This is a genomic window from Halobacillus shinanisalinarum (genome assembly GCF_022919835.1).
Lineage (GTDB): Bacteria > Bacillota > Bacilli > Bacillales > Halobacillaceae > Halobacillus_A > Halobacillus_A shinanisalinarum.
On record NZ_CP095074.1, the window covers coordinates 2,744,295 to 2,766,717 of the forward strand.

23 protein-coding genes and 2 pseudogenes are annotated in these 22,423 nt (G+C 42.1%); 14 read left to right on the forward strand and 11 right to left on the reverse strand.

Annotation, left to right across the window (positions count from 1 at the left end; translation table 11 throughout):
- Window position 1 precedes the first annotated feature (1 nt).
- The gene (locus MUO14_RS13770) at window positions 2–601 is read left to right on the forward strand and encodes a thiamine phosphate synthase (protein WP_244751235.1); all 600 of its coding nucleotides are present in this window, start codon (window positions 2–4) and stop codon (window positions 599–601) included.
- Complete coding sequence (thiS, locus tag MUO14_RS13775; protein WP_244751236.1) at window positions 598–801, forward strand: sulfur carrier protein ThiS; 204 nt, start codon at window positions 598–600, stop codon at window positions 799–801. The genes MUO14_RS13770 and thiS overlap by 4 nt, the downstream gene beginning before the upstream one ends.
- A 159-nt stretch (window positions 802–960) precedes the next feature.
- Here the strand turns inward: thiS and MUO14_RS13780 are convergent, their stop codons facing one another.
- Both MUO14_RS13780 and MUO14_RS13785 read right to left on the reverse strand, forming a co-directional pair.
- Window positions 961–1,173, reverse strand: a complete 213-nt coding sequence (locus MUO14_RS13780) for a hypothetical protein (protein ID WP_244751237.1) — start codon at window positions 1,171–1,173, stop codon at window positions 961–963.
- Between the two features lie 49 nt (window positions 1,174–1,222).
- Complete coding sequence (locus MUO14_RS13785; protein WP_244751238.1) at window positions 1,223–1,528, reverse strand: hypothetical protein; 306 nt, start codon at window positions 1,526–1,528, stop codon at window positions 1,223–1,225.
- 114 nt (window positions 1,529–1,642) lie between these two features.
- On the opposite strand from MUO14_RS13785, the gene MUO14_RS13790 reads away from it, so the two are divergent.
- Window positions 1,643–1,792: a hypothetical protein gene (locus MUO14_RS13790; protein WP_244751239.1), complete on the forward strand. Its 150-nt coding sequence runs from the start codon at window positions 1,643–1,645 to the stop codon at window positions 1,790–1,792.
- Window positions 1,793–1,852: 60 nt separating this feature from the next.
- On the opposite strand, the gene MUO14_RS13795 is transcribed toward MUO14_RS13790, so the two are convergent.
- A complete protein-coding gene (locus MUO14_RS13795) occupies window positions 1,853–2,434 on the reverse strand; it encodes a CDP-alcohol phosphatidyltransferase family protein (RefSeq protein WP_244751240.1) in 582 nt (193 codons plus the stop codon).
- Window positions 2,435–2,612: 178 nt separating this feature from the next.
- Window positions 2,613–4,022: an alanine/glycine:cation symporter family protein gene (locus MUO14_RS13800; RefSeq protein WP_244751241.1), complete on the reverse strand. Its 1,410-nt coding sequence runs from the start codon at window positions 4,020–4,022 to the stop codon at window positions 2,613–2,615.
- A gap of 196 nt (window positions 4,023–4,218) precedes the next feature.
- On the opposite strand from MUO14_RS13800, the gene MUO14_RS13805 reads away from it, so the two are divergent.
- The 5 genes from MUO14_RS13805 (at window position 4,219) to MUO14_RS13825 (ending at window position 8,883) form a co-directional block, all read left to right on the forward strand.
- Window positions 4,219–4,821 carry a flavin reductase family protein gene (locus MUO14_RS13805; protein ID WP_244751242.1) on the forward strand — a complete coding sequence of 201 codons (603 nt, stop codon included), beginning with the start codon at window positions 4,219–4,221 and terminating at the stop codon, window positions 4,819–4,821.
- A gap of 304 nt (window positions 4,822–5,125) precedes the next feature.
- Window positions 5,126–5,503: a GntR family transcriptional regulator gene (locus MUO14_RS13810; protein WP_244751243.1), complete on the forward strand. Its 378-nt coding sequence runs from the start codon at window positions 5,126–5,128 to the stop codon at window positions 5,501–5,503.
- Window positions 5,496–6,395 carry an ABC transporter ATP-binding protein gene (locus MUO14_RS13815; protein WP_244751244.1) on the forward strand — a complete coding sequence of 300 codons (900 nt, stop codon included), beginning with the start codon at window positions 5,496–5,498 and terminating at the stop codon, window positions 6,393–6,395. Before MUO14_RS13810 ends, MUO14_RS13815 begins: the two co-directional genes overlap by 8 nt.
- Window positions 6,370–8,340 carry a DUF6449 domain-containing protein gene (locus MUO14_RS13820; protein WP_244751245.1) on the forward strand — a complete coding sequence of 657 codons (1,971 nt, stop codon included), beginning with the start codon at window positions 6,370–6,372 and terminating at the stop codon, window positions 8,338–8,340. Before MUO14_RS13815 ends, MUO14_RS13820 begins: the two co-directional genes overlap by 26 nt.
- Window positions 8,341–8,364: 24 nt before the next feature.
- Entirely contained in the window at window positions 8,365–8,883 is a 519-nt protein-coding gene (locus MUO14_RS13825) for an RNA polymerase sigma factor (RefSeq protein WP_244751246.1), read from the forward strand.
- A gap of 23 nt (window positions 8,884–8,906) precedes the next feature.
- On the opposite strand, the gene MUO14_RS13830 is transcribed toward MUO14_RS13825, so the two are convergent.
- The 5 genes and pseudogenes from MUO14_RS13830 to MUO14_RS13850 all read right to left on the reverse strand — a co-directional run bounded on the left by MUO14_RS13830 (window position 8,907) and on the right by MUO14_RS13850 (window position 15,676).
- Window positions 8,907–9,434, reverse strand: a complete 528-nt coding sequence (locus MUO14_RS13830; RefSeq protein WP_244751247.1) for a PCYCGC domain-containing protein — start codon at window positions 9,432–9,434, stop codon at window positions 8,907–8,909.
- A gap of 167 nt (window positions 9,435–9,601) precedes the next feature.
- Window positions 9,602–11,235 (reverse strand): annotated as a pseudogene (locus MUO14_RS13835) (thiamine pyrophosphate-binding protein).
- Between the two features lie 12 nt (window positions 11,236–11,247).
- Window positions 11,248–14,048: pseudogene (locus tag MUO14_RS13840) on the reverse strand (EAL domain-containing protein).
- A 132-nt stretch (window positions 14,049–14,180) separates the two neighbouring features.
- The gene (gene chrA / locus MUO14_RS13845; protein ID WP_244751248.1) at window positions 14,181–15,359 is read right to left on the reverse strand and encodes a chromate efflux transporter; all 1,179 of its coding nucleotides are present in this window, start codon (window positions 15,357–15,359) and stop codon (window positions 14,181–14,183) included.
- Window positions 15,359–15,676 carry a PadR family transcriptional regulator gene (locus MUO14_RS13850; RefSeq protein ID WP_244755584.1) on the reverse strand — a complete coding sequence of 106 codons (318 nt, stop codon included), beginning with the start codon at window positions 15,674–15,676 and terminating at the stop codon, window positions 15,359–15,361. The genes chrA and MUO14_RS13850 overlap by 1 nt, the downstream gene beginning before the upstream one ends.
- 354 nt (window positions 15,677–16,030) lie before the next feature.
- On the opposite strand from MUO14_RS13850, the gene MUO14_RS13855 reads away from it, so the two are divergent.
- The gene (locus MUO14_RS13855; RefSeq protein ID WP_244751249.1) at window positions 16,031–16,228 is read left to right on the forward strand and encodes a hypothetical protein; all 198 of its coding nucleotides are present in this window, start codon (window positions 16,031–16,033) and stop codon (window positions 16,226–16,228) included.
- Between the two features lie 99 nt (window positions 16,229–16,327).
- On the opposite strand, the gene MUO14_RS13860 is transcribed toward MUO14_RS13855, so the two are convergent.
- On the reverse strand, window positions 16,328–17,284 hold the full coding sequence (locus MUO14_RS13860) for an iron-hydroxamate ABC transporter substrate-binding protein (RefSeq protein WP_244751250.1): 957 nt from the start codon (window positions 17,282–17,284) through the stop codon (window positions 16,328–16,330).
- A 187-nt stretch (window positions 17,285–17,471) separates the two neighbouring features.
- Here MUO14_RS13860 and MUO14_RS13865 point away from each other — a divergent pair, with 187 nt between their 5' ends.
- From MUO14_RS13865 to MUO14_RS13880, 5 genes are all read left to right on the forward strand, one after another.
- On the forward strand, window positions 17,472–18,512 hold the full coding sequence (locus tag MUO14_RS13865) for a FecCD family ABC transporter permease (RefSeq protein ID WP_244751251.1): 1,041 nt from the start codon (window positions 17,472–17,474) through the stop codon (window positions 18,510–18,512).
- Entirely contained in the window at window positions 18,512–19,534 is a 1,023-nt protein-coding gene (locus MUO14_RS13870) for a FecCD family ABC transporter permease (protein WP_244751252.1), read from the forward strand. The genes MUO14_RS13865 and MUO14_RS13870 overlap by 1 nt, the downstream gene beginning before the upstream one ends.
- Window positions 19,535–19,551: 17 nt before the next feature.
- A complete protein-coding gene (locus tag MUO14_RS13875) occupies window positions 19,552–20,535 on the forward strand; it encodes an NAD(P)/FAD-dependent oxidoreductase (RefSeq protein ID WP_244751253.1) in 984 nt (327 codons plus the stop codon).
- A gap of 79 nt (window positions 20,536–20,614) precedes the next feature.
- Entirely contained in the window at window positions 20,615–20,800 is a 186-nt protein-coding gene (locus MUO14_RS24330; protein ID WP_255822115.1) for a DinB family protein, read from the forward strand.
- Window positions 20,748–21,107: a DinB family protein gene (locus MUO14_RS13880; protein ID WP_244751254.1), complete on the forward strand. Its 360-nt coding sequence runs from the start codon at window positions 20,748–20,750 to the stop codon at window positions 21,105–21,107. Before MUO14_RS24330 ends, MUO14_RS13880 begins: the two co-directional genes overlap by 53 nt.
- A gap of 270 nt (window positions 21,108–21,377) precedes the next feature.
- Here the strand turns inward: MUO14_RS13880 and glsA are convergent, their stop codons facing one another.
- The gene (glsA, locus tag MUO14_RS13885) at window positions 21,378–22,319 is read right to left on the reverse strand and encodes a glutaminase A (protein WP_244751255.1); all 942 of its coding nucleotides are present in this window, start codon (window positions 22,317–22,319) and stop codon (window positions 21,378–21,380) included.
- Window positions 22,320–22,423: the final 104 nt, after the last annotated feature.

Below are 22,423 nucleotides of genomic sequence, written 5' to 3' on the forward strand. Positions count from 1 at the left end.
CATGGAATTTCATGTGGTCTCTAACGGTTATTGGCCAATCAAGCAGTTCTCCGACAAAATCGCTCCGCTTTATGGTGGGGAAGTGTTTTTCCATATAAGGGAAAAACAGAAGACTGCAAAAGAAATTTCACTGGGAATCTTCGAGATGCGAGAGCGAGGAGTGGCACCTGAACGGATTGTGATAAATGACCGTGCAGATATAGCTCATTGTTTTGGGTCTGGGGGTGTACAGCTCTCGAACCAAAGCTTAAGCGTAACCGATGTACGTCATTATTTCCCTTCTTTACGAGTTGGTAAGTCCGTGCATTCCATTAACGAAGCTCAACAAGCGGAAAATGAAGGGGCGGATTACGTAATGTTCGGCCACATTTATTCGACATTCTCAAAACCGGGAAAGGAGCCACAGGGGTTGAAAGGGTTAGCTGACCTTACTGATTCGGTTACGCTGCCGGTTATTGCGATCGGAGGGATTAAGCCCGAGCATGCTTCAGAAATACGAAGAGCAGGTGCAACTGGGATCGCGGCTATCTCCGGTTTGTTAGATGCAGACGATGCCGTGAAGCGGTATCAGTCTTATAAGAAAGGGTGGTGTTCACGATGACCATACAGGTAAATGGAGACCCCTTAGATTGTCCTGAAAAAGTTGTGACGGTGACAGATCTCTTGGATTTTTACAAATTGGATGGGAAAATGGTTATCGTTGAGTATAATCAAACGATTATTCAACGTGATCAGTACTCGGACATTCATTTACAAAAAGGGGATCAAATTGAATTGGTTCATTTTGTTGGAGGCGGTTAAGTTCACTTGACTGTACACTCCATTAAAAAAAAGGGAGATTTACTTGTGAGAATCTCCCCTTACTCTTTATCTGGTTAGATTTCACCATAATACACCATCTAATACATTATTGTTGAACAGGTTTGTATCAATGTTACATGTTTGTGCTTCTATTCCATACTAACCGGCTATTAACCCATCCTCTGGGGCAGCTGGCTGGTAATTTGGAGCATTTGCCTCTGTGGTGATTCCCACTTTTAGCACAGCTGTCCAGATGTACGTGTTCTCTTTGATTCCAGCATTATTTTCAGAGGCTTGCTGGAAAGATTGATATAGTGCTGTATCAGAATCAAAAGAACCGTAAATACCTGGATTGTATTCAGATTCACTCATAACCTGATACCAGCCTCTAATATACTCAGAGTTAACTGGATAACTTGTTCTATATCGGAAAAAAGGGCAACACATTATTCTCTATTTGGTTGTTATTACTGTCATTTAGATGATTATCAATTGAATTGCTCACATCTGCCTGATCACCATTTCCATTATTTTGCACATTATTGCTTGTATCCCTATCAGAGCTTTGATTTTCATTTTCTGTTGGACCCCCATGCTGCCCATTTAATCCCATATTCGAACCGACAAGGAAGCATATAGATATAGAAAAAATAACAGCCACGATTGCTGTGATCATTAATGGAAACAGTCTTTTATTGTCCATTCCATTTTGATAAAAAAACGCCAAATGCATCCTTGAATGCTTTTGGCGTTTATTGGGTATGGATTTGGTTCGTATGAATAAAAGAAGACAAAATTCAAAAGCTAATAAAAATCTGCCAACTGGGAAGGAGTCAAAGTTATGGAGAATAAAGACAAGAAAGTAGACAACCAATTTAAAGAAAATAAGAACCACGGAGAACACCGAAATGGCCGACTTAGCCAATTCAAAAACCACAATGACAAACATGAAGAAGAACCAAACGAGTACCTTAACAGAGAGCAAGATTAACCTGACGTATAATGTGTACAAATGAAAAGGTAAACTAGACCTCAACTTTATGTTTGAGGTCTAGTTTAAGATTTTCTTCGCTTCAAGAAAACGTTGTACGCCGGTAAACAGCTCAACAGCGAAGAAAACCAGTGTCGACCAATATAAGATGCTTGGAAATAACAGCATAATACTGAACAAGATAAATCCTTCCGACCGTTCCGCGAGCCCTGCTTGGTAGTAAAATGATTTAACCCCGGATTTTTCAGACACGTTTCCAACCACTAAGAAAACGGTCATCGATATTACGATGGATACACTAAGGAGCAATAGAGGCCACATCACCTCAGGATGGACGTAGGCAAGGGCAACAATCATAGACACTTCTACGACACGGTCAAATGTAATGTCCATGACTGTGCCAAATGGAGAGGTTTTCGTATGTCTTGCCATGGTGCCATCTACGGCATCCAAAAACCCCGAAAGCCATAGGAAAATAATTGCAATAATCGGTAAACCCAGTACATAAAGAATGCTTGTGGAGATTCCTACTAAAAAAGCAAGGATAGTTACTTGATTAGCTGTTCGCCCCTTTTTTAACAACCAGAAAGCCGTTGTATCTATGGAATGCTGTACAAATTTCCGCGCATGTGTGTCTAACATAAATTCACCTCAAACCTTCTTAGAAATGAAGCCGTCACTCTATTATATCAAGGAAGCCCATGGCATGGGAAACCCTTCCACCTCAGGTCATCCATATTATGGATGATCTGAGGTGGAAGGGTATGGATAATCATATAAAGAAAAAGCTGCTTCCTCAGGGGGAGCAGCTTTTTCTTCTTTATTCATCCTCTTCTACGAATAGCTGTACTTTTTTCTCTTTTGTCTTTTTCTTTAATACTCGGTTGACATAGTCATCGTTAATAGCTGCAATTTCTTTGTGCAGGAAGAGCATCGGGATAATGTTTGCTATGACTGCAAGTGCAAGGAGAAGATCGAGGAATTGCCAGATAAACTGAAGTCCTCCAAGGGCTCCTATAAAAGCAGCTACAATATAAATGACCCTCATAACTTTTGCACCCTTCAAGCCATATAGGTATTCTGCTTGTTTTTCCCCGTAAAAAACTAGAACACCAACTGTTGTAATAATGAAGAACAACAGGAAGATGGCCACAAAAATTCCGCCAAATGTGTCACCTAACACAGTTCCAAAAGCGACGTTAATCATATTGGAGGAGTTTGCTGCACTAACCTCTTTCCAGGCACCTGTTGATAAGACGACAAGCCCTGATACTGTACAAATTACAATCGTATCAACGAATACACTGAATATTCCCCACATTCCCTGTTTAGAAGGATGATCAGTTTGTGCTGCAGAGTGGGCGATGGGTGCTGTACCAACTCCAGCCTCATTAGAGTAAAGCCCGCGAGCCACACCAAAGCGTATGGCTTGGGCTATTCCGGCACCGGCAAAGCCTCCGGCAGCAGATATGGGAGTGAAGGCATGTGTAAAGATTAATGCGAAAACACCTGGAATCTCCTCAATATTAGCAAAAATAACAAGTAGTCCTACACCCACATAAATAAGTACCATAAAGGGTACGATTTTATCCGTTACTCTAGCAATCCGTCTGATCCCGCCAAACACAACGATTGCAATCATGGCACATACGATGACCCCTGTTAAATAAACAGGCCAGCCAAAGGCTCCTTCCGTTTGTGTAGCGATCGAATTAGATTGAACCATGACACTTGGGACCAGTTCAATCATGAGTAAAAAGGCAAAAGCTGAAGCAACCCATTTCCATCCTAGAGCCTTTTTTATGTAATACTGTGGTCCTCCGACCCAAACATTTTCTTTGTTTTTTTCTCGGTACTTCATTCCAAGTATGATCTCTGAATATTTTGTTGCCATCCCAATCAAAGCGACGAGCCACATCCAAAATAGGGCACCAGGTCCACCTAACGCAATGGCTAGAGGCACACCGACAATGTTTGTTGCACCTGCAGTTGAAGCTAGGGCTGAAGTAAAAGCCTGAAAAGGAGAAATAGTGCCGGGATGCTTGTTTTTCTTGAAGATTTGTCCGACTGTTTGGTGTAGTACGTGACCAAAGAAACGGAACTGGAAGAACCTCAATCGAATCGTGAGGAAAAGCCCCCCGAGAATAAGAAGAATGGATAATAGATAAGTCCATAAGAATCCTGATGCACTTGCTACTGCTGTCTCAATAAAACTCCAAATTTCACCCAAAAAGATGGCTCCTCTCTAAAAATGGTATAACCTCATATTCCCGATTCTACATAAATTAAACTAACTTTGCCAATTTTCTGTCGTAATAGGAAGATAGCACCACCTAATACCACCTCAGGTCATCCATAATATGGATGACCTGAGGTGGTATTATTTGGATGTGATATGATTAGGGGTATTAGGGGGATTGTGTATTATGATTATTCAAAGAGATAAGTTTCATGAACATAATATGAGCAAGCTTATTAAGGGAGCGGTTGTGCCAAGGCCTATTGCTTGGGTTTCAAGCCTTTCTAGTCGGGGATTTCGCAATCTGGCGCCTTTTAGTTTTTTCACTGTCGCTTCAATGAATCCTATTACCTTATGTTTTTCAGTAGGATCAGAAGGTCGTGCGAAGGATACCTTAACGAACGTTAGAGAGACGGGGCAATTCGTCGTCAATATCGCTTCCGAAGCTCTTGCTAATCAAATGTATGAAAGCAGTAAAACATTTGAAGCAGACGAAGATGAGTTTAAAATCGCTGGCTTAAAGGCAGTGAACAGCACGGACGTTCAGCCGCCAAGAGTTAAGGAAGCACCAGTAAGCATGGAGTGTGAGCTTGATCAGATTATCGAGATTGGAACGAATCATCTTATTCTGGGAAAAGTGGTTTGCTACCATATTCAAGAAGATGTCTATATGGAAACAGATAAGGTTGACCCTCACAAGCTGGCTCCTGTTGGACGTATGGCCGGCGATTACACATTTGTAAAAGAGTTTTATCGTTTGCCGACTGACAAGCTGCCAAAATCAAGATAAATGTGAAGCACCTGAATCCTCTAAAAGATCAGGTGCTTTTGCATGTATTCAGGCCCACGTAGAAAAGGATTCTACCCAAGCTTGTGATGATTCTGACAAAAGCCAGAAGGATTCTGCCTAAATGCAAAAAGATTCTCCCCAAAAACAAAAGGATTCTACCCAAACACGAATAACCCCTTCATGATGATGCCTCCTATCACTTTATTAAAAAAGTACTTCTCAAACTCTAGACAATTCTATATACTAATACTGTACTACCAATACTAATACGGTTAATACAGCTGTGTCCCTTGGAGGTGTATTTATGTTTGAGTTAGATTTAAGAAGCCGCATGCCCATCTATGAACAGCTTGTTGAGAAGCTCAAACATCTGATTATTAACGATGTCTTACAGCAGGATGAGAAACTTCCGTCTGTACGTGAGCTAGCCCAGCAATTGACGATCAATCCGAATACCATTCAGAAGGCTTATCGTGAACTCGAAGCACAGGGATACATCTATTCTGTGAAAGGGAAGGGGAGTTTTGTTAACCCTACTTTTCAATCTGAGGATAAAGAAAAGGTGGCTGAAGTGCGATTGGAATTAAGAAAACTTATTGCGGAAGCCATGTACATTGGGATGACCGCACAAGAAATAGTTGAATTAATTGATGAAGTGAAAGGGGGATCTCAGCATGATTGAAGTAAAAAATATTATCAAATCTTTTGAAAAAGAAATGGTCGTAAATGATGTGAGCTTTCATGTGGAAAAGGGGTCGATTTACGGGCTGTTAGGATCAAATGGCGCAGGAAAAACGACAATTATGCGCTTGATCAGCGGCATTTTAAAGCAGGGAGCGGGATCGATTCATGTTTTTGGGGAAGAGATTTTTGAGAATGTATCTGTCAAAAACAGACTCGTCTTTATCCCGGATTCCCCTTATTTCTTTCCGCAATACACTGTAAAACAGCTTTCAAGGTACTACCGGGAAATGTACTCAAATTGGAATGAGGAACGTTATCAAAAGCTAAAGACTGTGTTTAATTTGGATGAAAATAAAAGATTGCACCAGTTTTCCAAAGGGATGCAAAGACAGGCGACATTTTGGTTGTCGTTATCAACTATGCCTGACGTATTAATCTTGGATGAACCGTTTGATGGACTGGACGCTGTAATGAGAAGAAAGATTAAGAGTTTAATCATACAAGACGTGGCTGAGCGCGAAATGACGGTGCTTATTTCTTCCCACAATCTGCGTGAAGTGGAGGATATTTGTGACCATATTGGGATCCTACATAATGGCGAAGTATTACTTGAGAGGGAATTGGATGATTTGAAAACAGATATACACAAAATCCAAGTGGCCTTTCGAAATAACGATTTAGGTCCGCTTCAGCGGAGACTGGATATTTTATATCAAGAAAAGCGGGGGAGCGTCCATCTCCTCATAGTTAGAGGACAAGAAGATGCGATCAATGAAACGGTTGAAAGGTTTTCCCCTGTTTTGTACGATCGTCTGCCTTTAACACTAGAAGAAATATTTATTTATGAAATGGGAGGTGCAGGATATGCCATCGAAAACATCATCGTTTAAAAAGGAAATTTTTAAACAAGATTTCAGAAATGTAGGGTGGGTTAGTTTAGTTTACTTTGCAGGTCTAGTTTTCATCTTGCCGCTCCAATTAATGATGGATATGAGCAGTCCGGAAAGTAGAGAAGTCTACTTGGAAAATGGTTTATTTGATCCAATGTTTTTATATGGTATGCAGTTAATTCTGCTTTTAATCATACCTGTACTAATGGCTATCTTTTTATTTAGATATGTGCATGTAAGAGGAGCAGGTGATTTTATTCATAGCCTGCCGATTAAGAGAAGCTCTTTGTTTAACTATCACATGTTCTCAGGGATTCTTCTTTTGCTTCTCCCCATTTTGATTACAGGTGCCATTCTATTTATTACGTCTTTCATCTGGGATGTGGGAAACTATTACACCCTCGGGGACCTTAGTTATTGGATGGCTGTCTTTTCGGTGTTTTCGGTCTTTCTATTTGTTACAAGCATTTTCGTGGGTTCATTAACTGGATTGTCGGCTGTCCAAGGTGTGTTAACTTACATTTTATTGCTGTTCCCCGCTGGCATTTACGTACTCATTTCCTATAACTTGGATTTGTTTGTAAAAGGGTTCTCTGACGAAATGGCAACAGCCCAAGTGGTTGAAAGATTTTCCCCTGTACTTGAGCTGCTGATGTACCAGCCAGCTATGGTCAATAATGAAGAGGGGAATTTGCCTGCCGGATTTACTGTTCTACTAATTTATCTAGGAATAGCTGTCTTATTATACATTGCTGCTCTCTTTATTTATAACTATCGTAATTTAGAGAACGGCTCCCAGGCTATTGCTGTCCTTCCTCTTAAACCAGTCTTTAAATATGGGGTTACCTTTTGTTTTATGCTCCTCGGAGGGGCGTATTTTGGAAGATCTCAACCTAGTCATTATTGGTTGTATATGGGGTATGCAGTAGGTGCAGTGATAGGTTTTGTGATCTCTGATATGCTCCTGCAAAAAACCTGGCGTGTGTTCAGTGTCAAGCAGCTCAAAGGTATGGGGGCTTATGCAGCGGTGATGATCGTGCTCATTTTAACAATACCTATCGCTGCCAGCGGATATGAATCAGCCTTACCGGAAAAGAGTGACATAAAAAATGTGTACATCGGTACCAGCTTTCATGATTATCAAAGGAAGCTTGAACTTGAGGCTCCACTGATCAACAAACCCGGTAACATTGAAGCTGTACGGAAAGTGCATAAGAGCTTAATAGATAAAGCGGAGGTAATGGAAGAAGATAGTCAAAACCGCTCGATCTTCTTAGCCTATCAACTTAGCAATGGTGAAAAGGTATTCCGTGAATATCAAGTTAATTATAAGAGGGTTCCATATATGGAGGAGGTATATAACAGCGAAGAATATAAACTTCTTACAAATGATGTACTGCACGTAGAGCCGTCAGAAGTTGATCGAATGACTCTAGATTCTCCTACCCCTCAAGTCCGTCCTGTAATGATAAATGATCCTGAAATAATAAAGAAAGCTTTCAAGCTTATGGAGAAGGATATATTAAGTCAAACGTATCTGAATATGATGGAACCACGTGGACTTGCAGCAAGCTTTAACGTTGAGGTTGGATATGAATATTATCATACTGAGCTACCGTTAAGCTATACCCATTTTAATCAATGGCTAAAAGATGAAGGGTTATACGACAGAGTGTTTGTACAGGCAAAAGACGTGCACAAAATAGAAATTCTTAAAAAGAATCAAGGGATCAATCCTGAGGAAGATCTGTATCAAACACTTATTCGCGAAAAAGGCTTTGAAATAACGGATAAGAAAAAGATTGCCGAGACCATTTCGACTGCTAGCGAGTCTTCAGGAGGAACCTATCTAGTTGGTTTTTATTTCGCTGACGAAGAAATTTCAAGAGTCACCACATTGGAAGCAAGTAAGGCCCCAAATTGGATGACAAACCATTTTAAATAAATGATCAAGGAGAGGAACAAAAAGATGAACGAAGGCTTTGAGGAAATCTATCAATTTTATTACCACAGGGTCTATCATGCAGCCTTTAGAGTAACAAAAGACCATAAACATGCGGAGGATATTCTTCAAGAAACGTTTATAAAAGCTTATCAAAAAATAGATCAAATCGAGAAAATTGATAAAATAGGCGCTTGGCTTTCAACGACAGCAACAAGGGCCTCGATAGACTTTTTACGTAGAGAAAAGAAAGTTGTCGTTGCGGAAGTCGAGGAACTTCTTTTACAGAGGTGTGAAACTCGTTCCATTGTGGAGGAGCATTGTGAAGAAAGAGAAATGGAGGAAGTGGTCCGGCTAGAAGTTGGGACCCTGTCTTCGAAGCTGCGTAAAGTGTTTCACTTGAAGTATTATGGGCATTTGAAGGAGGCTGAGATTGCTGAGAAGCTGGAGTTATCTCCGTCTGCCGTAAAATCTCGGCTTTATCGGGCAAAGATCTGTATGAAAAAGCAGATGGCAGGCTTGATAGAACAAAATCAAACGGCATGAAAAAACCCGCGGAGGGCGGGTTTTTAAATAGCTGGGGTAGGGGTAGGTTCAGCGTATCCCTCTTTATAGCTCTCATCAATTTGCTCACGAATTTCCTTCACGGACTTGCCGTTCTGATATTCAACCATGGCTTCGGCAGCAATTTTTAGGCAGACCCCACATTTCGTGCCATGGTCATCCCAAACAATGGCCCCGCTTTCTTTATTTTCATGAATAAAGCAGTCGTAATTATTTTTATGTCCAACGGAGTCGCCGCAGCCACAATAGCATGGGATTTGTTCTAACAAATCTTTATGCTGGGAGGCGGATGTATAAATAAGCTGCATATCCTCCGACTTATTTTGTAAAAAATCGGGCATAACCTCATAGCTGGGTGTTTCTACGCGTTTATCACCATGTACTATGTGGTTTTCTGAATGTTGTGTTGACTGAGGTTGAGTCTGAGATTGTGAAGATGAGGGCTGTGCTTCTTCCTCTGAATGATTGCTCGAGCAACCGGCCATTAGGCTGCCGAGTACAAAGGTTGTAAGGATCAATAGCTTAATTTTCATTCGTCTATCTCCTTTCAAAGTTGTGCGTCGCTTCCATCTTAGTCGTTATAAAGGCAGAGGACAAGTGTATAGAGAAAAGTTCGGTATTTAGACATACAAAAGAGACAGGCCCAATGCCTGTCTCCAGTTTATTTTTTAAATCTTAGAGGAATTGTTTTTACAAAAATTTATTTCCCAAATGAGGACAGGAATTTGACTCGATCGCCCATCGGCGGGACACGGTCATCAACTAAAGCCACCTCTAAAATAGCTGGTCCCTTGGCATTTAATAGATTCCCAATAGATTCTCCATCAAGGTCGCTCATTCCATCAATCCGCATACTAGGGATACCTAGCGTCCTTGCCATTGCAGCGATATCAACAGGTTGCTGGGCAAACCGTTCATGAGCCCGTTTATACTGAAGGGAATGGCCATGATGCACCATTCCAAGGCGTGCGTTGTTCATAATCACAAATAAAACAGGGATGTTGTACTCTTTGGCTGTTAATAGCTCCATCCCATGCATAAAGAAGCAGCCGTCCCCTGTAATACTGACAGTCGGACGCTCCGGCTCAGCTAATTTTGCGCCAATCGCACTGCCAATCCCGTCCCCATTGCACCAAAATGGACATTTATATCAAAGGAGTCCTGTTCAAGCACGTTCATATGATGGATCACATATGACATGAACTCGCCAATATCGATCGTGTAACGTGTTGTGGCAGGCAGTTCCTTCTGAAGGGTAAGCAGCAGATTTTTCGTACTGTACTCTCCATTGATTTCCTCCACTTGGCGGGGCTGATGATGATACGTTTTTCTATCATATCCCATTCGCTTCAAGCCATTGTTAAGCTCCGACACACACATAGAGACATCACCTATGATAGGTAAATCAACCGGATATTTACGGCCGAATACTTCCTTGTCAAAATCAACTTGAATGGTGAATTTATCCTTGGTGATATTCGGATTCCAGTTGTTTGTCGCAGTCTCACCAAGGCTCGAACCGAGCACGAGTACTGCTTGTTTGCCACCTTCGTTGACCAGTTCAGTTGCCGACTCATGCCCCGCAAAACCAAACACTCCTTTAACTAGGGGGTGGTCATCCGTGAATAGTCCCTTTGCCTGAGGGGAAGTGATGATTGGCCAATTCAAACGTTCAGCGAGTTCTAAAACATCAGCTACAGATCTGCGTACTCCTTGCCCTGCAAAAATGTAGCCATGGTCCATTGAGGACAGTTGTTGAACAGCCTCTTCAATCTGACGAAAATTGGGAATGAGCGACGTGCGCACAGGGAAAGCTGGCAGCGAAGGGTCAGGAATATCCTCCAGCTGAATATCGATCGGCAGGGCCACATGAACAGGGCCAGGTACACCAGATAGTGCAATTTCACAAGCTTTGTGCACCTCTGACAATAAATTCTCTGCCCGATCCACACGTACACTGTATTTCGTTACAGGTTGATAAAGAGGGTCCGCATCAAGCTCCTGGGAAGCATTCAAGCCGACAGTATTGACAGGGACTGCACCTGTTAAGAAAAGGATAGGCAGGTGCTCGCGCATTGCATTAGCCGCACCCGTCAATAGGTTTGTTCCACCTGGACCGCTGCTGGCGATACAGACAGCAAGCTCCTGTGAATATTTGGCATAGGCGGCAGCCATATACGAAGCGGCCCCTTCATGCTTGGCTACAATAGGGATAATCGCAGGCATGTCATACAGTTCATCAAAAAAAGCATTTACCGAACCAGCCGGGATTCCAAAGACATAAGATACATTACCTGAGTGCAAATAATTCAATACACTTCGAATAGCTTTCATTAATTTGCATCCTCACTTTAATTTAGTGGATTTATGGTAAAACGTTTGAATAAAATCATCGGCTGGGATCGGTTGGCTAAAGTAGAAACCCTGGATCATATAGCAGCCATGTTGTTGAAGGAAGTCGATTTGCTCTCGTGTTTCTACGCCTTCAGCGATCACTTTTATTTGCAAGCTGCTTGCTAAGGTAATAATAGTGTTCGTGATGGCCGCATTGTTTTCATTCGTGGAAATATCATCAATGAAAGACTTGTCAATTTTCAGTGTGTCCACAGGGAAGTCTTTCAAATAACCCAAGGATGAAAAGCCTGTTCCAAAATCATCAATAGATATCTTTATGCCTAAAGCTTTTAACTGATGAATGGTAGCTAAAGTGTTGTTTGTATTATGGATAATCAAATTCTCTGTAAGCTCAAGCTCCAGGCATTGGGGAGGGAGCTCAGTTTCTTTAAGTATTTGCTGTACACTTTGAACGAGTTCATCTTGATTAAATTGCTGTGGGGATAAGTTGACTGAAACGGTCATTGGCGTGTACCCTTGGTCATGCCAGCTTTTCGTTTGTTCACACGCCCTTTTAAGTACCCATTCACCTATATCTATAATGAGGCCTGTTTCTTCGGCTAATGGGATGAATTCATTTGGGAAAACAATACCTTTGTTGGGACGCTGCCAGCGGATTAATGCTTCTACTCCTACAATTTCACTCGTATTTGTATTGACCTTTGGCTGATAATGTAACAAAAATTCATTGTTCGTGAGCGCCTTATACAAATCATTTTCCAGTTCAATACTTTCCAGAGAACGGTCTTCAATATCAGGGGTGTAAATCTGGAAACGGTCCCCGAGAGTGCCTTAGCTTTGTACATAGCTACATCTGCGTGTTTGATTAGCTGCTCGGAATTGATCCCATTCTGTGGAAAAAGACTGACACCAATACTTGTTTTAATAGTAATCTCCTGTCCGTTTATATAGAAAGGTTTAGAAAAGGCTTTCAAAATTGCAAAAGCCCAATCCTTAGCATCCCTTCCTGAAGACACTTTTGGCAGTAATATGATGAATTCATCACCGCCCTGGCGGGAAACAGTGTTTTCTTTAGAAAGAGTGACTGTGAGCCGTTCAGCTACTTTTCTAAGGACGATGTCCCCAAACGCATGGCCAAAAGTATCGTTAATTTTCTTGAAGCGGTCGAGGTCTAAGAATAAGATGCCCAGAGAACTATGGTTAAGCTCAGCAAAAGTTAAGGCTTGACTTAACCTGTCGAGAAATAGGAGACGGTTAGGAATGTTCGTAACACTATCGTAATAGGCGTGATACTTAATTTTCTCTTCCATTTGCTTGCGGCTGGTTACATCTTTAAAGGTAATGACGTATCCAACCGTTTCTTCATGTTCAATTTGTGGTGTGATGACATATTCAACCGGGAACTTAGAACGGTCCTTTTTGTAGAAGTATTCCTCGTTTCCGCCCTTATTGTTTAATTGCTCTTCAAGGAAACAGTTGAAAGGGAATGGATCCTTGATATCAAAAATTTCCTCGCACGATTCCCCGATTAATTCCTGCTGGTCACAAAAGCCGAGGATTTTTGCTGCAGAAGGATTGCAAAACGTGATGGTACCTTCTAAATCGAGTCCGAAAATGCCTTCCCCAGCGGAATTCAAGATGAGCTCCTTCACCCGGCTGATTTGTTTCACTTCTGTAATCATATGTTCAAGTTCACGATTTTTAGTGGTCAGCTCAGATGTTCGTTCCGAGATGATCATTTCCTGTTTTTCAATATAAAGCAAGTTTGACAATACAGGGGCTGTCGCATCAACAATAGATTCGGCAAGCTGCATGGCAGACCTAGAGTAGACGTGCCCTTTTTCTTTAAGATTTACGATCGCCACCATGCCGAGAACTTCCCCCACCGCTACAAACGGAATCACATACAACCCTTTAATGCCGAAGTTTGAGCATAACTCATGGCTCGGTCTTGGATCGTTAAGAGTGTCAGGGATCAGAATAGATTTCTTTGTTTTAGCAACTTCTTGAAAAACAGGATCCTCATGAATGTCAACACCTACTCGGTAATGGGTCTGCTTCCAGTCTTCTTCTGCCCAATCACTATGTTTGCTTAAACTAGCTGGTTGTACATGATGGGAGGCGACAGGATCAAGGAAATGTGCTCCGATGTTTGGATTGCTTAATACTTCACCTAAATAGGCAAAACACTTATCCATTACCTCTCTTAACGTAGAACAGTGGGAAAGGTCACGTGTGACATTAAGCAGCAGCTGTTTTTCCGAAATAAGGTCTTCCTTACGTGTTAAGTTATTCGCATTTCTAACGGCAACAGCTGCCATATTCACATAAGCCTCGATCGATTCAATTTCAGAGTTTGTTAGATTCATAGGAATTCCATAATCAAATAGGAATACGAGGCCGTACAGCTCTTGTTCATATGACATAGGCAGCACAAGCAGCGATTTAATTTGAAAGGCTTGAACATTACGAGGGTCCGGCCTGTCGTCCACCGATGTATCTGGTATATAAATGGCTTCTCTTGTCTCAATCACTTCTTTCGCAAGGTGGTCCATATCTAAATCTATCACATGCGTTTCCAGGGACATCCCGTTGATCAACTCAGGCTTGCCGACAAAACCTCGATACGTTCCATCATCTTGAGGTAAGTAGATCCCTACAGAATCACAAGAGACGATTTCTTCAGAGATCGCTGTGACGACGTGTTCAAGGGCATCCCTTAACTCAAGGTTAGTATTGATCAGTTTAGTAATTTGCGCCAGACGAGAGTACCTAGTTTGTTCATTTGCCACAGTCACCCCTCCAATGACCTAGTAATTTAGGAATGTGATGCGTTCCTTTCTTACATATATTACAATCTTTTCACGAGAAAAATCAGGAAAATTTATGTTTACATGGAATAATATTCGTACAACTTGGTACTATTATAACAGATTAATAATGTATCCTGCACCAACACCAAGGAGAACGACTGCCCATGCTGGAACTTTATAAAAGTGAAGGCAAACAAATAGGATCGCAGCAAGTCCAAAGTCCTTGCCATCTAGAATAGAACTTGTAATTACAGGATCATAAAAAGCAGCTAGCAAAATTCCTACAACACTCGCGTTTACACCCATCAGCAATCCCTGAAAGGCCGGACGTTTTCTAAGTTCATTTAAGAAGGGCAATGCAGCGATTAGGAATAAGAACGAAGGCAGAAAGATACCAACTGTAGCAACGATCATTCCAGTAAACCCTTCAATCATTGTTCCTAAGTAACTGGCAAAAGTAAATAATGGACCAGGAACAGCCTGTGCCATCCCGTACCCAGCTAGAAACTCACTAGCCGTAAGCCATCCTGTTGGCACAACTTCCCGCTCGATCATCGGTAAGACAACATGGCCTCCACCAAATACAAGCGATCCAACACGGAAAAACGTATCGAAAAGCTTCACGAGAATGTGGTCTGTAGCATTTGCTATAATCGGCATCAGGGCAAGAAGTCCAAGGAGGATCGTTAAAGAAATAGCACCTGCTTTTTTAGAAAAAGTAACCGGAAAAGGGGTGGCTTTTGCATCAGCTAATTTGCTGAAAAGCTTTAAACCAATAAGTCCGGATGCAATAATGATTAAAATTTGCATCCATGCGGAAGGGTACAAAAGCATGACGGTGGCTGCCGCAATAGCTATTGTTATTCTTGGTGTATCAGGTGTGAGTTTTTTCCCTAAACCAATTAATGCATGCAGAACGACAGCAGCTGCAACGACCTTCAAACTACTAATGAAGCCAGCGTCTCCAAGATCAAATGTTTGATAGAGCAGTGCAAAGATAGTTAAAACTAGAATGGATGGGAGGGTAAATCCAAGAAACGATATAATACCTCCGAGTAGTCCCCCACGCAACATTCCGATTGCAATCCCGACTTGGCTGCTTGCCGGCCCAGGGAGAAATTGACACAAAGCTATGATATCGGCATACGTTTTGTCATCTAGCCATTTCTTCCGATCAATGTACTCGTCTTTAAAATAGGCGAGATGGGCAACTGGCCCGCCGAAGGATGTGAGGCCAAGCTTTGTTGATGTTAACAATATTTCCAGTAAAGTCCCCTTAGGTTTATTCATCAATCATTCCTCCTATGATTTTCATTAAGAACTTCGTGGGCGAGCTCACGAACCTGTTGCCTTCCTTCTTCAAGCGTCAAGCGGCCTTTATCTGTAATTTTGTAATACTTCCTCACCTTGCCATTTACCGTCTCCTCGTATTTATGGAGTAAGCCATTTTTGTGCAATGAGTTTAACGTTGGATAGAGAGTGCCAGGGCTGATTTCATATCCATGTGAAGCGAGCTCTTCCATTAGAAAAACACCATAAATCGGCTCAACGTCGGCATGGTAAAGGATATGTATTTTAATAGATCCTAGGAAAAAGTCCCTTAAAATAAGTCATTCCTCCTTTGATATCGTCTTGCGATATCAATATACGATATTGAAACAGGAAAGGCAATGCTGTTTTCGGAACATTTACATAAGCTTTACATTTTGTAGAGGTTTGGTTTTTTGGCTAGAAGAGAGGGAGAAACGAATGGTGATTTCTCAATAGGGAACAAACCCGCCGCGTTAAGGAACAATCATTAAATGTTAGAGGACAATCCGTTGCCTTAAGGAATCGTCTGACGATAGGGAACAATTCTGTCGCCTTAAGGAACAATCATCTTGGACCAGGGTGTCTACTTCGTGTGTGATCATCCATTTAAGCGTATATCAACAAAGATAATGCATAGGAAAGGTGGTCGTATGAACGATATGATCAAAAAGGAGGAACGATTTATTGTTACGGAAGGAGGAGAGCTTATCGGCGGAATTTTCCGTCGTTCCTTCTGGAGGGAAGGAATTGGTGAGAAACTCGTTAAGGAAGTGCACAGTTCGCCCGTGGTGAAGGACAAACGATTATTCCTCGCTGCTTTTTACGAAGAGTGTAATGGATCGAAATGAGGGCTATCCGGAAGTATTAGCAAATCATCCGTTGAAAGGTGAAAAAAACTCCTAAAGCTATCCGGGCTTTACCCAGTTAACTTTAGGAGTTTTTGCAGTTTATTTCGTAAGCGTTTCAACGATTTTGTCGATTGACATACTGTGAGCAATCACACCATCGATCGTCCAATGGCTCGGTTCGTTCATGGTATAGACTTGGTTATTTTCGACAGCAGGTGTACTCTGCCACACCGAACTGTTGTCGAGGGTTTCAAAACCGGCTTCGCCTTCTGATCCTATTAAGAAAACATGATCAGCGTCGAGCTGGCCTAATTTTTCTAAGGAAATCGGATTCCATTGGGCTTCTGCCTTAGGGAGATTTTTAATAAATTCAGGCTGTGTCACGCCCATTTCGTTGTACACTGTTTCAGCAACATAACGAGTGTTTTCAAAGACGAAAAATTGATCACCCTTTGCCCAGACAAATGCTACTGATTCATCGCCAATGGATGTTTGCAGGCTTGCCTTGGCTTCTTCAACCTTTTTGTCAAAATCAGCCAGAGCTTGCTCGGCTTTATCTTGTTTATTTAAAATTTCTCCCATTCGAGTAAGTTGCTTTCTCCAGTCTGAGCTTACCTCGTCTTTGTACACGTAGGTCGGAGCGATTTTATTGTAATCTTCGTAGCTTCCGTTTTGCAAAGAGGAAGGGGAGCTGAAAATAACCAAGTCCGGATTATGCTTAATTACTTGTTCTGGAGGCAGATCCCAGGCAATTTTCGGAACTCCTTCAAGCTGTGGCTGCAGGTAGTCAATCACGTCATCACCTATTGACCATTGTGCTGCAGGAGTCACCCCGAGGGCCACAAGGGAGTCCTCTAAGTATGGAGCAATGATTTTCTCAGGGTTGGCTGGTATCGTTACCTCACCTGAGGCATGCTGCAGTGTGCGTTCTTTGTTGTTGTTTTCTGCCTCATTATTTGAATTTGAAGAGCTTTCACCGTTCTCACTTCCACAAGCGCTTATGATCGTAAGAACGAACAGTAGACTAACTAGTAAACGTATCTTTTTGTTAAACATGACTTTCCTCCTGTGATCTTCATTTTATCTACGATAATGATAATCATTTTCACTTAATCAGTCAATTATTAGTTTAGTATTTGGAGAAAATCTTGAATTATGAGAAAGAGAATTATATACTTGTTTAAGTGATAATGATTCTCAATTTAATTAATATAGGTTGCCTGCACGAAGTAGAGAGGGTTGAATGACGTTGAGCGAATTAGAGAAGTCTCATATAGAAGGATTGACGAGCCGTGTTTTCCGTGCGGCGATTATTTTTATCTGCGGGATTGCTGCACTTATTATATCAATAGGTTTATCGGTTGCCTTAGGTGTCACCGATATTAAACTTGCGACGGTATGGCAAGCTGTTTTTGTATTTGATCCAGAGCTTACGAACCATCAAGTCATAAGGGAATTAAGACTTCCAAGAGCGATCGGCGCCGCACTTATTGGGAGCTTCTTAGCCGTCTCTGGTGCCGTTATGCAGGGTCTTACGAGAAACCCGCTTGCTTCTCCTTCCATTATGGGGGTGAGTCATGGTGCGGCCTTTGCTTTAATTATCGTGCTTATCTTTTTCCCTGCTGTCACAAACCTTGGTATGACATTTGCTTCCTTCGCAGGGGCAGGGATAGCAGTGATTCTTGTGTTTGCCGTTGGATCTTTTTCAAAAGGTGGACTGACCCCAGTTAAACTTGCACTGGCGGGTGTCGCAGTAGGGGGTATGCTTAGCTCACTTTCCTCAGCGTTTTCCCTTCACTTTCAAGTGGCCAAGCAAATGAGCTTCTGGTATGCCGGAGATCTATCTGGTACGAATTGGCTGTCAGTACAGTTGTTATTAGGCGCTGGAGTCGTTGGTTTACTATTAGCCTTGATCATTTCGCGGGCTGTAACCATTTTAAGTTTAGGAGAAGAAGTGTCAAAAGGACTTGGCCAAAACACGCTGGTCGTTAAAACCCTTGGTGTAATCGTTGTGCTTGTCTTGACGGGTGCAGCTGTTTCTGTAGCAGGAACAGTAGGGTTTGTGGGTCTTGTGATTCCGCATATTGCACGCTTTCTCGTTGGAACGGACTACCGTTTGATTATTCCGGTGTCTGCAGTTCTTGGCGGATTGCTTCTCGTCATTGCTGATATTGGTGCTCGGCTCGTTAATGCGCCGTATGAAACACCAGTTGGTGCCATTACGGCCTGTATTGGTGTGCCGTTCTTTCTATACCTCGCTCGCGGAGAAAGGAGCGGGTTATAATGAAGCACTTTTCCATACAAGGCCGCAGTCGTTTTTGGTGGACGATGAGCAGCTTATTCGTTCTTATCTTGGTGATGCTGTTCGTCAGTTTAAATACAGGAGTTGTGCAAATTGCACCGAATGATGTGATTCGTACATTATTAGGATTAGGAGATGAAAGGCAGGAACTCGTATTATTCGACTTTCGTCTGCCACGACTGGTATTAGCCTTGCTAGTTGGCGCCGGCTTTGGTGTTTCCGGTGCGATCTTACAGGGAGTCACGAAAAATGAACTGGCTGACCCTGGTATATTGGGGATCAACACGGGAGCGGGCTTAGCGGTTGTTGTGTATATCTTCTTTTTTCAAAGTTCAATGGCCAGTATCAGTGGACTCGGTGTCTACATTCTTCCGCTATTTGCCTTGATTGGGGCGTTCACAGCGGCTATTCTTGTGTACTTTTTGGCATGGAAAAAAGGGGTGAATCCTGTAAGGCTGATTCTTGTTGGGATCGGTGTCAACGCTGGGTTTAGTGCCGCCCTGATCGTTTTTCAAATTAAAATGAACCCACAAGATTTCACGAAGGCATTAGTATGGCTGTCCGGGGACATTTGGGGATCAAGCTGGAGCTTTGTACTAGCCCTGTTGCCATGGATTATCGCTTTGATCATTTACAGCCTATATAAATCCCCTGTCATCAATATCTTAAACTTGGGTGAGCAAATGGCTGTCGGCTTGGGTGCCCGAGTTGAGAGGGAGCGCCGGTTTCTATTATTATTAGCCGTTGCTATAGCAGGATTGTGCGTAGCTGCTGCTGGCGGCATTGCCTTTCTAGGTCTCGTCGCTCCGCACATTGCCAGAAGAATTGTTGGACCTAAACACCAGCAGCTCCTTCCGGTTACTGCATTACTAGGTTCCTTAATTTTACTTGTTGCTGAAACCATCGGAAAAAATATTATCGCCCCGGCGGAGATTCCAGTTGGTATTGTCGTAACCATTGTAAGCACACCTTACTTTATCTATCTGCTCATGAAAACGAACTAATAAAGGAGACAGGACCAATGAGTGAACTTTATGATGTAACCATTATCGGCGGTGGAACAACAGGATTATATACGGCTTTTTACAGTGGAATGCGTGATATGAAAACGAAAGTGATTGAATATCAGCCAGATCTTGGGGGTAAGGTTTCCTTTTTCTATCCGGAAAAAAAGATTTATGATGTCGGCGGGTTCCTTGGAATACTTGGGGATGATCTCGTAGCCGATGTTAAAGAACAAGCCTTAAGTGTCCGGCCAACATTCGTAATGGGACAGAAAATTCGAGCCATCGATAAGCAGGAAGACGGAACATTTATGCTGACATCGTTAACTGGTGAAAAACATTTTTCCAAAACGGTGGTTGTTGCTTCAGGTTTAGGAACTTATGATATGCGTCCTCTAGATGTAGAGGGAAGCCATCTTTATGAAGGAAAACACATTCATTATACGATCCAAAATCTGATGCAATATACAGGACAGAAAGCCGTTGTGATTTCGGAGAGCCGGGTTGGTGTAGATTGGGCACTTGCCTTAGAAGACGTGGCCTCAGCCGTCCATCTTATCAATCGAGGCTCAGAATTTAAGGCTGTTTATGAAAATGATGTTGAAAAGCTTAAGCAATCCAGTGTCCAGGTTCATATGGAAGCAAAAGTGGAACAGCTTAAAGGTACGGAAGTGGAGCTTGAAGGTGTTGTTCTCAACAATGGGGAACACATCCAGACTGACCATCTGCTCGTTTACGAAGGGTTGCAGATTGACAAGAGTTTGTATGACCAATGGGGGCTTACGACAGAAAAGGGGCGTATTCCTGTAGGGACTGATATGGCAACATCAATAGAAGGTGTGTTTGTCGCGGGAGATGCTGCGATTTACCCAAGTAAAATGATGCTGATCGCTTCAGGATTTAACGAGGCGATGGCGGCTGTGAACAGTGCCAAATCATTTATTGATCCAAAGGCGAAGTCGCAAGTGTATAGTACAGTCATTTACAAGCATCTTGAATAACCTCTTTCAGCAATTTTCTTCTGTTTAAGGTAATATTAAAATATACCATTACCCAATAAGAGAGGGGAGTATTGCAATTATGAAGCAGTATGATTTCCATGTATGGGCCTATGAAAAAACGTTCAGCCATTTAAGGAAACTTCCAGGAGACCTCTTTGAAAAGGAAGTGCAGAGTGTGTTTCGTTCGTTATCAGAAGTGTTTGCACACGTGTATGTCGTTGATCATCTCTGGCTCGGGAGCGATCTCCGGAAAAAGCTTTGCTGAGATCTGCCGTTCAATCGACCAATGGACAGACGAAGCTAAGGTAGGCAGTATTGAGGATATGGAGGAGCTGTTTGCAAATCTTGCTCAAGAGTACAGGCTCTTTCTTCAAGATAAACAGGGTGAGGAGCAGATAACGGTTGAACATCCGGAGTTTGGAACACTAACCGCTTCCTATTCAGATCTTATTCAGCATGTGGTGAATCATGGTACATATCATCGGGGAAACATTACAGCCATGTTAAGACAGCTAGGCTATGAAGGTGCCTCGACTGATTATATCTTTTACTTGTATGAAACAACACAATGATAAAAGCAGAAATAGGATAAACATAAGAGGTATGAACCGTGATCCTAGGTAGTGGTTCGAATAGGGTTCGGCCTAATTTGGAAAAAATAGACATACCCCGTTTTAGCTGACAGGGTGTCTGTTTTTTAATGCGTATAATTGCCATGATGAGGGCGATTAAGGTCACAATTAGCTATCATCACCATTAAGGCTTCAGTGTACATTCATGGCATTATCCCTTTTACCATACAGTCAGAAGTGGGATGTTTGCTTTTGGAAAAAATAAATGGGTTATAACGTTTCAGTCCGAAACATATTTAACTTTAAATCCCTGGATAGTTTTTTAATAAGTGCTCCTCCAGCTGTACTGTTTCCTTTTTTATCAATAGCCGGACCAACAATTCCAATACCCATACGACCTGAGACTACCCCAATAATACTGCCGGAAACCCCACTTTTACAAGGGAATCCGGCGTCAACAGCGTATTCTCCCGAAGAATTATACATTCCCGAGGTCATCATGATCGCCTTTACTGTACGTAAATGGTGGGGAGGGATCAGTCTCTCTCCACCCGGATCAACGCCGTCGCGTGCTAGAAGTAACCCAACTCTGGAAAAATCCTCACAGCACATCATCACTGCGTTTATTCGAAAGTAAAGGTCCAGTGCTGCTTCAACATCGAAGATTAACGCTCCTGTGCTTTGCATGAAGTAGGCCAATGAACGATTGCGAGCGCCATTAGCTATTTCCGCTTGATAAACAGATTCGTCCATAGCCAACTCATTATTATTGGTCATTTGTTTCAAAAAACGTAAGTAACGATCAAAACGATTGTCGTTGTTTCCTCCTTTTATCAGTGAACAAACAACGATCGCACCAGCGTTAACCATAGGATTAAATGGTTTAACTTTGTCATGGGATTCAATTGCACCAATGGAATTAAACATCTCATCTGTCGGCTCCATGCCTACTGTTTGAAAGACACGTTCTTTTCCGAAATCATGCAAAGCCAGCATAAGCGCAATAATTTTTGCAGTGCTTTGCATGGGAACGCAATGAGTTGAATTTCCTGCAGAGTACACACTTTGATCAGTCGTCATAATTGATACTCCCAGTTTATCTCTCAATGTATCATCAAAATTAGGGAGTGAAGTGTTTACATTTCCATTAACCGCATAAGGTCTGCAGTCTTCGATGGCTTCATTTAGGTATTCGTTTGTTAATTGTTTCATAAGACACTACTCCTTACCTAGTGGACCTGTAAAATAACTTTATTTTTAATTTTTCCCTAATTGACTTTACAATTCATGGATTTGGTATATCATATAGTTAAATA

Coding starts and splice junctions, on each gene's coding strand:
- MUO14_RS13770 (WP_244751235.1), top strand. CDS start 2: ATGGAATTTCATGTGGTCTCTAACGGTTATTGGCCAATCAAGCAGTTC.
- thiS (WP_244751236.1), top strand. CDS start 598: ATGACCATACAGGTAAATGGAGACCCCTTAGATTGTCCTGAAAAAGTT.
- MUO14_RS13780 (WP_244751237.1), bottom strand. CDS start 1,173: ATGAGTGAATCTGAATACAATCCAGGTATTTACGGTTCTTTTGATTCT.
- MUO14_RS13790 (WP_244751239.1), top strand. CDS start 1,643: ATGGAGAATAAAGACAAGAAAGTAGACAACCAATTTAAAGAAAATAAG.
- MUO14_RS13795 (WP_244751240.1), bottom strand. CDS start 2,434: ATGTTAGACACACATGCGCGGAAATTTGTACAGCATTCCATAGATACA.
- MUO14_RS13805 (WP_244751242.1), top strand. CDS start 4,219: ATGATTATTCAAAGAGATAAGTTTCATGAACATAATATGAGCAAGCTT.
- MUO14_RS13810 (WP_244751243.1), top strand. CDS start 5,126: ATGTTTGAGTTAGATTTAAGAAGCCGCATGCCCATCTATGAACAGCTT.
- MUO14_RS13815 (WP_244751244.1), top strand. CDS start 5,496: ATGATTGAAGTAAAAAATATTATCAAATCTTTTGAAAAAGAAATGGTC.
- MUO14_RS13820 (WP_244751245.1), top strand. CDS start 6,370: ATGCCATCGAAAACATCATCGTTTAAAAAGGAAATTTTTAAACAAGAT.
- MUO14_RS13825 (WP_244751246.1), top strand. CDS start 8,365: ATGAACGAAGGCTTTGAGGAAATCTATCAATTTTATTACCACAGGGTC.
- MUO14_RS13830 (WP_244751247.1), bottom strand. CDS start 9,434: ATGAAAATTAAGCTATTGATCCTTACAACCTTTGTACTCGGCAGCCTA.
- chrA (WP_244751248.1), bottom strand. CDS start 15,359: ATGAATAAACCTAAGGGGACTTTACTGGAAATATTGTTAACATCAACA.
- MUO14_RS13855 (WP_244751249.1), top strand. CDS start 16,031: ATGAACGATATGATCAAAAAGGAGGAACGATTTATTGTTACGGAAGGA.
- MUO14_RS13860 (WP_244751250.1), bottom strand. CDS start 17,284: ATGTTTAACAAAAAGATACGTTTACTAGTTAGTCTACTGTTCGTTCTT.
- MUO14_RS13865 (WP_244751251.1), top strand. CDS start 17,472: ATGACGTTGAGCGAATTAGAGAAGTCTCATATAGAAGGATTGACGAGC.
- MUO14_RS13870 (WP_244751252.1), top strand. CDS start 18,512: ATGAAGCACTTTTCCATACAAGGCCGCAGTCGTTTTTGGTGGACGATG.
- MUO14_RS13875 (WP_244751253.1), top strand. CDS start 19,552: ATGAGTGAACTTTATGATGTAACCATTATCGGCGGTGGAACAACAGGA.
- MUO14_RS24330 (WP_255822115.1), top strand. CDS start 20,615: ATGAAGCAGTATGATTTCCATGTATGGGCCTATGAAAAAACGTTCAGC.
- MUO14_RS13880 (WP_244751254.1), top strand. CDS start 20,748: ATGTCGTTGATCATCTCTGGCTCGGGAGCGATCTCCGGAAAAAGCTTT.
- glsA (WP_244751255.1), bottom strand. CDS start 22,319: ATGAAACAATTAACAAACGAATACCTAAATGAAGCCATCGAAGACTGC.